This window comes from Pedobacter endophyticus, assembly GCF_015679185.1.
In the GTDB taxonomy this organism is placed as follows: domain Bacteria; phylum Bacteroidota; class Bacteroidia; order Sphingobacteriales; family Sphingobacteriaceae; genus Pedobacter; species Pedobacter endophyticus.
Genome location: NZ_CP064939.1, coordinates 3,086,278 through 3,098,648, shown reverse-complemented (window position 1 = coordinate 3,098,648; position 12,371 = coordinate 3,086,278). Strand labels below are relative to the sequence as shown.

At 43.0% G+C, this 12,371-nt stretch carries 8 protein-coding genes; 5 read left to right on the top strand and 3 right to left on the bottom strand.

The features are described from left to right. Positions 1-318 precede the first annotated feature (318 nt). Positions 319-921 (bottom strand): porin family protein, encoded by a 603-nt coding sequence (locus IZT61_RS12535; protein ID WP_196097243.1) that lies wholly within the window; start codon positions 919-921, stop codon positions 319-321. Between the two features lie 168 nt (positions 922-1,089). Between IZT61_RS12535 and IZT61_RS12530 the strand changes: the two genes are divergently transcribed. The 5 genes from IZT61_RS12530 to IZT61_RS12510 all read left to right on the top strand — a co-directional run bounded on the left by IZT61_RS12530 (position 1,090) and on the right by IZT61_RS12510 (position 10,361). Further along, complete coding sequence (locus IZT61_RS12530) at positions 1,090-1,305, top strand: hypothetical protein (protein ID WP_196097242.1); 216 nt, start codon at positions 1,090-1,092, stop codon at positions 1,303-1,305. Positions 1,306-1,756: 451 nt separating this feature from the next. Then, positions 1,757-3,448, top strand: a complete 1,692-nt coding sequence (locus IZT61_RS12525) for a S41 family peptidase (protein WP_196097241.1) — start codon at positions 1,757-1,759, stop codon at positions 3,446-3,448. Positions 3,449-3,471: 23 nt separating this feature from the next. Beyond that, the gene (locus IZT61_RS12520) at positions 3,472-4,797 is read left to right on the top strand and encodes an alpha-L-fucosidase (protein ID WP_196097240.1); all 1,326 of its coding nucleotides are present in this window, start codon (positions 3,472-3,474) and stop codon (positions 4,795-4,797) included. A 97-nt stretch (positions 4,798-4,894) separates the two neighbouring features. Next, positions 4,895-7,153, top strand: a complete 2,259-nt coding sequence (locus IZT61_RS12515) for a GH92 family glycosyl hydrolase (protein WP_196097239.1) — start codon at positions 4,895-4,897, stop codon at positions 7,151-7,153. Between the two features lie 601 nt (positions 7,154-7,754). Next, positions 7,755-10,361: a glycoside hydrolase family 2 protein gene (locus IZT61_RS12510; RefSeq protein WP_230383652.1), complete on the top strand. Its 2,607-nt coding sequence runs from the start codon at positions 7,755-7,757 to the stop codon at positions 10,359-10,361. Positions 10,362-10,852: 491 nt separating this feature from the next. Here IZT61_RS12510 and IZT61_RS12505 read toward each other — a convergent pair whose 3' ends face one another. Both IZT61_RS12505 and IZT61_RS12500 read right to left on the bottom strand, forming a co-directional pair. After that, a complete protein-coding gene (locus IZT61_RS12505; RefSeq protein WP_056850742.1) occupies positions 10,853-11,179 on the bottom strand; it encodes a 2Fe-2S iron-sulfur cluster-binding protein in 327 nt (108 codons plus the stop codon). 64 nt (positions 11,180-11,243) lie between these two features. Next, a complete protein-coding gene (locus IZT61_RS12500) occupies positions 11,244-12,254 on the bottom strand; it encodes an NAD(P)/FAD-dependent oxidoreductase (protein WP_196097237.1) in 1,011 nt (336 codons plus the stop codon). Positions 12,255-12,371 lie beyond the last annotated feature (117 nt).

Sequence of the window (12,371 nt, the reverse complement as noted above, 5' to 3'; positions counted from 1 at the left end):
TTCTTTGAAGCGCAAGGTCTGTGGCGTTTAGATGAGCCCTTCGACTCCGCTCAGGGTGACGTTTTATTTCCGTCATTGCGAGGCCGGGCTTATGTTTCGATAGCCGACTGAATAACAGCCATTTAAAATAATGTTTAGCCAAATAAATCGGACGACAACTATGAACGGTCGTCATCCTCAGCTTGACTGGGGATCTTAATGGAAAAGCCTTAAGATTCCCGCCTGCGCGGGAATGACGACTTATGGAGTAAGATGTGTCCACACGAAACAAAAAAGGCCACCAAATTGGCAGCCTTTCTTTTATTCATTCTGGTTTTTCTACAAAACCTTAAGTCCTAAGCTCAACTGAAACACATTTTGTTTTTGGCTATACCTATCGCTGTTGCTAATGTTTGTTAAGCCAGCTTCGTAACGCAAATCGACAGAAATAGCGCCAACATCAACGCCCGCACCCGCCTGAATGGCAAAAGCCTGGTTTTTGTAATCATTAAAATCAGTTGCTTGCTGGTAAGCAGAACTGAAGCTCGAATTTTCATCCAGTACAAACGAAATCGCCGGACCAGCCATTAAGCGAAAGTTAAGGTTGTTGGCTCCGAACTTTGTACCGAACAGAACAGGTACCGTTAACGTTGTGAATTTCACCTTACCCTCTGCCGAAACTTCATTGCCATCCGTTTGGGTGATGCTAATGAACTTGTTTCCTTTGCTTCCAATATAGGCTTCGGGCTGTACATAAAAACTGGCACCACCAACGCGTGCCCATGCACCAACCTGGTAGCCAAGCCTGTTTTCTTCCTTGGCAAAATCGGCATTGATTTTTGCAAGGTTTACGCCTGCCTTAATACCCAGGTTAAAAGTTTGTGCTTGTGATGTTGCCCAACAAACAGTTAGGAAAACAACAGATAGGATGATCTTTTTCATAATTTTCTTTTAGTTTAAAATAGGGATGTATAAATTTTTCGATTTATAACGGCGATTTAACACAATTATCGTGCAAGAAATAATAAACCTGCAAAGCTTTTCTTACTTTCCTATAAAATGGCTCCAACCTATATAAATATTTTTTACTTTTGCAGCAAATAAATCTGTATGGCTAATTTTCAACTTACTCCCGAAACCGCATTTAAGGTAAAAACCAAATTCTTGCGCAAGTACCGCGATCTGGCCAACGAACCCTTAGATTTTACACCAGGCAACGAAGATCAGTTGGTAGCAGATTTAATGCGACTGGTAAAACGCGACCGCACTTACATCGAATTTACCATCCAAAAAGCATTGGCCGATACCAAAGGAAACAGGCTTTAAGAATTCGATTCACCGAAATAGCATTCATTGCTGTCGACTTCAGTCGATGACTAAAAATCATTTGCTACTCAAAATGCGTATCATAGCTTCATCTCATTGCCGTTGACTTCAGTCAACGGTTAAAAATATTCACTATCCAAAAGGCATTGGCCGATACCACAGGAAACAGGCTTTAAGATAATAATTTCTTTTCCTTCGGACAAATTGAAACCAGATTGCTTCACCCTCCTACTTAGGCGTCGCTTCAGTTCGCAATGACGATTCGCTTAAAAGCTCTTCTTTCCAAAATATCAATCATTGCCGTTGACTTCAGTCAACGGATGTAGTTATTTTACGCCCTCAAAGCAATAAGCTTTTTTAATGTTTGCTGGTTTTTGTACATTTACCCTTGTGCCAATCAAATCGGTAGCGATACAATTTTGAAGAAGCCCGCCTGAAAAACATTTAAGGAATGAAAAAACTAAAATACGGTCTTTTAGCAGCCACGTTCGGCTTCGCTATCCTATCCTTTTCTTTTAAAGAAGATTTGTTCCTGGTATCTAAAAACCTCGATATTTTCGCCTCATTATACAAAGAGATCAATATCAATTACGTTGATGACACCAATGCTCCGCTGCTCATGAAAACGGGTATCGATGCCATGTTGGAAAGCTTAGACCCCTACACCGAATACGTTCCAGAATCTGAAATTGAAGATTATAAGCTTAAATACGTGAGCACACAATATGGCGGCATTGGGGCAAGCACTGTATTTATAGAGGGCAGGTTGTTTGTAAATGAGGTTAGCGAGGGCTATCCTGCAAATAAAAGTGATGTAAAAGCCGGCGATCAGATCGTAAGCATTAATGGTATCGCAGTGAAGGGAAAAGAGCGGATTGAGGTCAGTCAACTTTTACGCGGCCCTAAAGGAACGCCTGTCGACCTTATTTTATTGAGAGATGGCAAGGAGATGCCTAAAAAGTTGGTGCGTGATGAGATTAAGCAGCCAAACGTATCCTACTCAGGTATGGTGGGCGATGGCATAGGCTACATTAAGTTAGATAAATTTTTAGAAAATGCCGGGCAGGAAGTTAAAGATGCACTTATGGCCATTCAAAAAGAAAACCCTAAGGGCATTGTACTCGATTTAAGGAACAATGGTGGTGGGATTCTGCAAGAAGCCGTTAAAATCGTTAACCTTTTTGTAGCTAAAGACCAATTAGTGGTTACACAAAAAGGGAAAAACGTTGAAAAAACCATTACCTACAAAACCTTTGCAGCGCCCGTTGCGGCGAGTTTGCCCCTCGTTGTTTTGGTAAATGGCAATTCTGCCTCAGCCTCAGAAATTGTTGCCGGCGCCTTGCAAGATTTAGACCGCGGCATTATTATTGGCCAGCGAAGCTATGGAAAAGGCCTCGTGCAGCAAACGTTTAACTTGCCGTATAACAGCTTAGTTAAAGTAACAGTTGCAAAATACTACACGCCATCAGGCAGGTGTATTCAAAAGTTAGATTACGCCCATAAAGATGCCAATGGCATGGCAGAACGCTTTGCAGATTCTACAATGACGATGTATCCCACAAAAACTGGCAGAAACGTTTACAGTGGAAATGGCGTCTATCCCGACATTGTGGTCGACGCTGATAAGTTAAGCCCCATTACCCTTTCGCTCATTAACAAAAACCTGTTCTTCGCCTTTGCAAACCAATATAAAAAGCAAAAGCCGAGTTTAGCAGCTGCAAAAGATTTCCAAATCTCCGACGCCGATTATACCGCTTTTGCGAATACGCTGGTTGAGAAAGATTTGAGCTACCAAAGCCGCACCGAACGATTGCTTGCAGAATTGCAGGCATCAGCCGAAAAGGAAAATAAATCAGTTGAAGTAAAAACCGACCTCAATAATCTCAAAGCCAGGTTAACTTCTTCGAAAAAAACCGATTTGACCAGCCACAAGGCTGAAATTAAGCGGGTTTTGGAGACACAGATAATTAGCCGTTATTTTTACGAAAAAGGCAGGATAGAACAAAGCTTTCAGTACGATAAGGAACTGGCCGCTGCCAGGAAACTGTTTGCCAATCAAGCGCAGATACTGGCCATATTAAAGGGCGATGGTAATTACAAGGTGATCGGGAAGCCCACAAAGGCAACCGCTTCAATAGACTAAAAAAACTAACCAAATTACTTTTTATGAGAAAATTATTTCTGGTGGGCCTTGGCCTGCTTTTAACCCTTCAGTTACATGCACAAGATTACGTGCCTTCTGCCTCAAACCTAAAACAAAGGGAATGGTTTAATGATGCCCGCTTCGGATTATTTATCCATTGGGGGCCATTTAGCATTCCCGGAAGCGGAGAGTGGGTAATGAACGAGAGAAAGCTCACCGTGCATAATTACACCAACCTCAAAGATTTTTTCAACCCGATAGATTTTAATGCCCAGCAATGGGTAAGCATGGCTAAAAATGCCGGAATGAAATACATCACGCTGATTACCCGGCATCACGATGGGTTTAGCATGTGGGATACAAAGTACTCGGATTTTAACATCATGAATACCCCTTACAAAAAGGATGTGGTAAAAATGATGGCCGACGAGTGCCATAAACAAGGAATAAAGCTCTATCTGTATTATTCGCTCTTAGACTGGCGACGGGAAGATTATCCTCACCAAACCGGAAGAACAGGCCAACATTCGGGTAGGAAAGGAAAGGGCGATTACGCCAGTTACCTGCAGTTTATGAAGAACCAGCTAACAGAATTACTAACCAATTATGGTGAAATAGGTGGGATTTGGTTTGATGGCCATTGGGATCAAACAGCACCCGAAGGTGCCAAAGACCGCAAATCCAGGATAGATTGGAAGTATAATGAGATTTACGATTTAATACACAAGCTGCAACCGCAGTGTATGATTGGCAATAACCACCATTTAACACCCTTTGCCGGAGAAGATTTTCAAATGTTTGAACGCGATTTGCCAGGAGAAAATAAGTCGGGGCTGAGTTTTCAGAAACCGTCTGATCAGCTTCCGCTCGAGACCTGCGAAACCATATCCAATTCATGGGGATACAACCTGAGCGATACTACTTATAAATCCGAAAAAAAGCTGATAAACATGCTGGTTCGGGCGGCAAGTTTGGGTTCTAACCTGCTGCTGAATGTTGGCCCAATGCCAAACGGAAAAATCCAGCCGGAGTTTCAAGATCGCTTGGCTGCAATGGGTAATTGGCTCAAAACCTACGGCGAAAGCATTTACAATACCAACGCAGGTTATGTAAAGCCGAGTGATAATTGGAGCATGACACAGGCCGGAAATAAGATTTACCTACACATTCTCGATAGCAAACTCACCACCGTAGCCTTTACTCCGGTGGGCTTCAAAAAGATCAAGAAAGCCTATTTGCTTAAAGGAAAAGCACCCGTAAATTATTCGCTTAAAAAAGGCCTTTACCAAATATCCACCGCCTTTAACAATGATGAAGACAATGTGGTTGTTTTAGAAGTGTCTGAGTGATAGGCTGCTGTTGCAAACACTGATCTCTATTTATATTGTGACACAAAACTTGACATAAAACGTTTTACCTTAGCGTTTATTTACCTAAAGATTAAACATGCATTACAAAAGAATTTTATCCGTTTTGTTGTTAACAACCTCAATCGGATCATCAGCAGTATTTGCACAGCAAAAAAACAAGCTTACCCAATTTGTCGATCCCATGATCGGTTCAGCAAAACACGGGCACGTTTTCGTTGGTGCCAATGTTCCGTTCGGGGCTGTGCAGCTCGGGCCCAACAACATCATGGAGGGTTGGGATTGGTGCAGCGGTTATAATTACGCCAGCAATACCATCACCGGCTTTGCCCATACCCATTTAAGTGGCACCGGAATCGGCGATCTGGGCGATATTTCCATCATGCCCGCCACTGGCAACACCCTGTTGCAAAAAGGGAAAACGGCCGACGACGAATCGGGATATCTCTCCAAGTTCTCTCACCAAAATGAAGTTGCAAAGGCAGGTTATTATAGCGTGGTGCTCGATAAATATCACATTAAGGCCGAGCTAACCGCTACCGAGCGTGTAGGCTTCCACCAATACACCTTCCCGAAAAATGCATCAACACCACATATCATCATCGATTTAGTTGAAGGCATAGGATGGGATGAACCACAAAATGCCTCGCTCAGGCAGCTCGATGCAACAACAATTGTTGGGCATCGCAACTCGAAAGGGTGGGCAAGCGATCAGCGGTTATACTTTGTAATTAAGCTGTCGCAGCCGATTACAAAGTGCTCAATTTACGATGACGAACAAGTTAGAAACAGCAAGGATGTAAAAGGCAAAAAGTTAAAGGCGGTTATCGATTTCGCATCGATTAATAACAACAAGCTTCAAATTAAGGTAGCGCTGTCTCCTGTAAGTATCGAAAATGCAATACTCAACCTAAAAGCCGAATTGCCAGCATGGGATTTTTTGGCAACCACCAAAAGTGCCGATGCAAAATGGGAAAAGGAGCTCGCGAAGGTGAAAATTGATGCCTCTGCAACCACCAAAAAAGTGTTTTACACCGCTTTATACCATACCATGATTGCGCCATCGCTTTTTAACGATGTAAACAACGATTACCTCGGCACAGATAAAAAGATTTACCGCAAGGCAGACTTTACCAACTATACCACTTTTTCACTCTGGGATACTTACCGTGCTGCAAACCCATTGTATACCATTTTGCATCCAGACCGTGTAAGCGACGTAGTAAATACAATGCTAGCCATTTACAAGCAGCAAGGCAAGCTTCCTGTTTGGCATTTAATGGGCAGCGAAACCAATACCATGGTGGGCTACCACGCTGTCCCGGTGGTTGTTGATGCTTATTTGAAAGGCTATCGCGGCTTTGATGCAAATCTGGCGTTCGAGGCGGTAAAGCAATCGGCCATGCAAAAAACAAACGGCATCGATTACATTCAGCAGCTTAAATACATTCCTGCCGATAAGGTAAACGAATCTGTTGCCAAGGCACTCGAATATGCTATCGATGATTACTGCATTGCTATGTTTGCGAAAGCGCTGGGGAAAACTGACGATTATGCGTACTTTAGCAAAAGAGCACAACTGTATAATCAGTATTTTGATAAAGATGTGCAGTTTATGAGGCCCAAGCTTGCCGATGGCAGTTGGCGATCGCCGTTTAGCCCTTTTGCTTCCAAGCACCGCGAAGATGACTACACAGAAGGAAATGGTTGGCAATACACCTGGCTCGTACCACAAGATGTAGAAGGATTAATTGTCTTGTTCGGCGGTGATAAACCTTTTGTAAACAAATTGGATTCGCTATTTTCGGTAAAGGCAGAACTCGGCGAAAACAGTTCGCCTGATATCTCGGGTTTGATCGGAAACTATGCACAAGGAAACGAGCCGGGGCACCACATCCCGTATTTGTATGCCTATGCCGGCCAACCTTGGAAAACCGCAGATCTGATCAGGAAGATTGATCGCGAATTTTACACTTCAAAGCCTGATGGTTTGTGCGGAAATGAAGACGTTGGCCAAATGAGCGCCTGGTATGTATTTTCGGCAATGGGATTTTACCCTGTAAACCCCGCAAATGGCGCTTATGTATTCGGCAGTCCGTTAATTAACAGCGCATCCATTCAGCTCTCAGCAAATAAAAAGTTCGATATTAAAGTGGTTAATAACAGTGCCGAAAACAAATATATTCAACGCATTGTGGTTAATGGCAAGCCTTATTCAAAATCATATATCTTACATAAAACCATCGCAAATGGCGGTTCAATGCAAATTTTTATGGGTGGCGAACCATCAAAAACCTGGGGCGTAACAGCCAGCGACAGGCCGGTTTCGGGTAAATAGGTTCCCGAAGAATTAAATAGACTGGCGAGTGTTTGTCCGATAGCTAGTCAGGATGTACATAACTCCCTTAGCTCTGGATTTTAAATCCAGCATTAGCTAGGCCGAAATTGCAAATGTCGACTAACACTTGATTGGTGGCGCCAGCGGCCTGCAAATAACCGTCGCTCAGTGGCGGTTTCTTGGCGTGCTGCGTTCCATCGCATGGGGATCCTTCCCCGAAGTATCGCGTCATGCGTTACACCACCATCAATGCTATTTGTTAGTTTATTGATTTTAAGCTACTTAATTTGTTTGTCAGCCGAGCGAATGCAACGACAACCATGAACGGCCGTCATCCTCAGCTTGTACCGATAGCTATCGGTAGAGGGTCTTAATGCTATGCTTCTGCTCTCGCTTTAAGATTCCGCCTGCGCGGGAAAGACGACTGGAATAATTTACGTCATCCGATAGCTATCGGATCATATTGGTTTTTTTATGCAATAAATTAAAATTCAGGATGACAACAGTTCGTTAGACAACTATATAACCGGACGCCTGGTTAACTTTGTATACCCGCAGCGATCTTAAATTCGTATTTTCACCGTATAAATTAATGAAATTCATGAGAAAATTTTTAGCTATTCTATTATCCCTATACATTTTTAATGCTCAAGCCCAACAACGCTACGAATTAAATACCGGCTGGCTCTGCAACAATATCAAAGAAGTTAAGGTAGATGGCGCACAGATTTCGAAAGCGGGTTTCGTACTTGATAACTGGATGCAAGCGACGGTGCCCGGAACCGTTTTAACCACCTTGCTGAATAATAAAAAGGTGCCGGATCCATTTTACGGGATGAATACCGAGAAAATCCCCGATATTTATAAAACGGGCAACGACTATTATACCTACTGGTTTGTAAAAGATTTTGACGAAAAGGCAGTCGGAAACGAACAAGTTTGGTTGCAATTTAGAGGTATAAACTACAAGGCCGAGATTTTTTTGAATGGTAAAAAGGTGAACGCAGCAACGCATGAGGGTATGCATTTGCGTGCGAGGTTTAATATCACTAAGTACCTTTCATCAACAGGAAAAAACCGTTTAGCGGTAATTGTTTACCCACCAGATGTGGTTGGTAACCCGAATGGCGGTCAGGGTGGCGACGGTACCATTGCCCGAAATTTGACCACGCAATACACCGCAGGTTGGGATTGGATTCAGCCCATCCGCGATCGTAATACCGGAATTTGGGATAAAGTTACGATTGAGAAAACGCAAGGTGTTAACATCCTCAACCCGCATGTGGTAACATTGGTTCCCGGCAAAAGAATTCCCAACGCAAAGCAGCAGCCCGCTACAATAAAAGTTTCTGTCGAGGTCGAAAATCCAACAATGAAAGCCATTTCCGGCATTCTCCAATATCAAATGGCTGGCAAAACCGTAAGTAAATCGGTTACCGTTCCGGCAAATAAGCAATTCGAGATTACGTTTGCCGATCTGGCAATAGAAAACCCTAGGTTGTGGTGGCCAAACGGATATGGAAAACAAGATTTATATCCGCTCAACATTAAGTTTTTGAGCGCCAATCGGGTGTTGGATCAGGAAAATTTAACCGTTGGCATTCGGCAGATCGATAATATCTGGAATGAACATACGCAGAGCATGGGCGCTTATGTAAACGGTCAGAAGATTTTTATCAAAGGTGGAAACTGGATTATCTCTGACGCCATGCTGCGCTTTAGCGATGCCCGCTACGATGCAGAAGTGCGTTACCATAAAGATATGAACCTCAATTTAATTAGGATTTGGGGCGGCGCAATTTTAGAGCGACCGGAATTTTATAACGCTTGCGACAAATATGGATTGTTGGTTTTTCAGGATTTCTGGTTCAGCGGCGATTGTAACGGCCGTTGGGTAGACCCGTTAAAAAAGGACGACCAATGGACAAGAAGAAAGTACCCTGATAACCACCTACTGGTTTTAACAGCAATCGAAGATCAGGTAAAAATGATCCGTAACCATGCATCACTGGCGTTTTGGTGTGGCGGAAATGAGATTACGCCTCCTGATGACATATTAAACCCGATAAAAAACGACATTTTGCCTCGCCTGGATGGCACACGAAAGTTTTTCGATTTCTCGAACAGTGATGAAATGTCGTACAACACCATTGGCGGCAATGGCGATGGCCCTTACAACATTCAGGACCCTAAAAGCTTCTGGGCTGTAAAAACATATCCCTATAATTCAGAAGTCGGCTCCGTGGGCGTGGGCGATTATGAATCGCTGGCAAGGTTTATCCCCAACGAAAATATGATTGCGCCTGAGTCGGACGGAAAAGTTGATTCGGTGTGGAATTACCATAAATACATTCCTTATGGGAAACACATTGAGCCGTATGGAAAGGTAGAAGATGCAAAGGATTTTGCCATGAAAGCACAGCTGGTTAACTACGACCAGTACAGGGCGCTGATGGAAGGCTTTTCGAACAAAATGTGGGATTGGTATACAGGTTCTATTATTTGGAAAACTCAAAACCCGTGGACTGCCTTGCGTGGCCAGATGTACGATTATTACCTCGATCCTAATGCTTGTTTGTACGGTTTACGCAAAGGAAGTGAACCTTTGCACATTATGATGAACCCCCTCGACAGTATGGTTACCGTTGTAAATAACGGATTGGTAGATCGCCATAACTTAATGGTTCAGGCCAAGGTTTACGACATGGATGGTAAAGATTACTTTTATTCGCAGGTTTTTAACTCTATCGGAGCATCCTCTGTTCGGCGATTTTTTCCAATGAACGAATTCTTAAAGAAGCTCGATAAAAAGGATGGTGTGTTCGTTTCGCTTAAGCTGCTGAACGAAAAACAAGAAGTGCTGAGCGATAATGTTTACTGGCTGGCCGATAAAGATGGAGGCTATAAAGGTTTGCAGCACATTAAGCAAGCTAAACTTGAAGCTACTGCAACGCAGAAGGGCAAAGGAAAAGTCGAAGTTCTGCTCAGTAACCCAAGTGGCAATCCGGTCGCGTTCTTTAATCGCATTGCCTTAGTTGATACCGAGTCGGGTAAGCGGATACTTCCATCATTTTACGATGATAATTATGTAACGGTATTGCCCGGAGAGCGTAAAACAATTACCGTCGAATATACCCATGCAACCGATAATTTAGCCGTTGAAGTATATGGCTGGAATGTGGAAAAGCAAACGATCGGTATTCGGTAGTTTTGGTGTGGATTATAAATCCACAGCTATTAAGGTCGAGATTAGAAATCTCGACCAGCAGGATTTCAACCAACGCGTTTAGCAAAATAATTGGAGCGCCAACTATGAACGGTCGTCATCCTCAGCTTGACTGAGGATCTTAACGCACAATGGGGTGGCTTGCAATCATTCCGTACGTACGGGCTAGTAATTGAGCTGTCAAACTGTATGCCCGGAATGTCGAAAAGCAAACGATCAATATTCGGTAGTTTTAGTTTGGTTGTAATCCAACGGGGTTTTACTGTCATCCTGAGTATAACGAAGGATCTGCACGCGACAAGGCGCAGAACGCAATAACCCGCTCTTAAAGAGTTGGCTAAGCGGCTTAGAAATCTCGACCAGCGGGCACTATAAGTCTCGACCAAAGATTCTTAATAACAGAAACGAAAAAACCCTAAAACAATAAAGGCGACACTTTTCAGTATCGCCTTCAATATTTTGTTTGCTACGGATTAACTTACACCATGAAGTTTCACTTTCAGGCCGTCCATATTATTATTTAACTGCAACTGGCAAGCCAGTCGAGAGTTGGGCAGCAAATCGGGCAAAGTATCTAACATGGCATATTCATCGTCGCTCATTTCGTTAAGCTTTTCTTCGCCTTCCAAAACGTCTACACAACAGGTGGCACATAAAGCCATGCCGCCGCAGGTCGCTAAGATGTCATATTCAGAAGCCTTTAAAAACTCCATCAAACTTAAGCCCATATCGGTAGGCGCCTCGTGTGGCGTAACCGAACCATCGGGCTCTTGCATATATATTGTAATGTTATTTTCCATTTTTCTCGCTTAACAGCGCAAACTTAGCTAAAATAGTTTTCTATTAAAACAATTAATGCGAAGCTTAAAATTCTGAAACTCCGTTTACAGTGGTATATTTCATGGTGTATTTAACGCCCGGATTCATATACGAGTAAGCGCTATGACTCATTAAGGCGGCCTCATGGAAACCGCAAAGAATCAGCTTTAGTTTATTTGTGTATGTGTTAATATCGCCAATGGCATAAATGCCAGGTATGTTTGTAGAATAATCGTCGGTATTAACCTCGATTGCACTTTTGCTAATATTCAGATTCCAGTCTTCAATTGGGCCCAATTTCGGGCTCAAACCAAATAGTGGAATTAAATGATCGGCATCCACAATGGTTTTCTCCATAGTGCGGTTCTGAACAATTTCAACTTGTTCCAGTTTATCGGTTCCGTGTACGGCGTGCAGGTTGCTGTTTAAAACCAGGTTGATTTTTCCGCTTTCGGCAAGGGCCATTACCTTTGCAACCGAATCAGGCGCCCCACGGAAGCTTTCACTTCTGTGTACCAACGTTAATTCTGAGCAAACCTCGGCCAAATAGATTGTCCAATCGAGGGCCGAGTCGCCACCGCCGGCAATAACCATTTTCTGATCGCGGTATTTTTCCGGATCAAGAATCATATAGTTAACGCCTTTACCGTTCTCAAAATTCTCCAGGTTTTCAACCGCAGGTTTGCGAGGCTCAAAGCAACCCAGGCCGCCGGCAATTACCACAACCTTGGCTTCGATAACGGTACCCATGTTGGTAGTTAAAACGAAATCGGCTTCGCCACGCTTTTCTAAGCCTTCAATACGCTCACCCAGCGTAAAAGTTGGATGAAAAGGTTTAGCCTGTTCCATCAAATTATCAATCAGCTCTTGAGCCAATACCGACGGGTAACCCGGAATATCGTAAATCGGTTTTTTCGGGTAAATTTCAGAAAGCTGACCACCAACCTGCGGAAGATAATCAATTAAATGACAACGCATTTTTAATAAACCGGCTTCAAAAATGGCAAACAGACCAACCGGACCAGCGCCTATTACGGCTATATCAGTAGAGATCATTCAAAAAAATTTGACGCAAAGTTACAAAATAAACTTTTATCAATATCTCTATTTAGAAATATTCTAGATAATTCTGTAATCTTATTGTATTCAGTATTTTATATGTTTTAAGACAAT

Bases quoted from the DNA above. Each gene is read 5' to 3' on its own strand.
- IZT61_RS12510 (WP_230383652.1), top strand. From the start codon at position 7,755: ATGAGAAAATTTTTAGCTATTCTATTATCCCTATACATTTTTAATGCT.
- IZT61_RS12505 (WP_056850742.1), bottom strand. From the start codon at position 11,179: ATGGAAAATAACATTACAATATATATGCAAGAGCCCGATGGTTCGGTT.
- IZT61_RS12520 (WP_196097240.1), top strand. From the start codon at position 3,472: ATGAGAAAATTATTTCTGGTGGGCCTTGGCCTGCTTTTAACCCTTCAG.
- IZT61_RS12535 (WP_196097243.1), bottom strand. From the start codon at position 921: ATGAAAAAGATCATCCTATCTGTTGTTTTCCTAACTGTTTGTTGGGCA.
- IZT61_RS12500 (WP_196097237.1), bottom strand. From the start codon at position 12,254: ATGATCTCTACTGATATAGCCGTAATAGGCGCTGGTCCGGTTGGTCTG.
- IZT61_RS12525 (WP_196097241.1), top strand. From the start codon at position 1,757: ATGAAAAAACTAAAATACGGTCTTTTAGCAGCCACGTTCGGCTTCGCT.
- IZT61_RS12515 (WP_196097239.1), top strand. From the start codon at position 4,895: ATGCATTACAAAAGAATTTTATCCGTTTTGTTGTTAACAACCTCAATC.
- IZT61_RS12530 (WP_196097242.1), top strand. From the start codon at position 1,090: ATGGCTAATTTTCAACTTACTCCCGAAACCGCATTTAAGGTAAAAACC.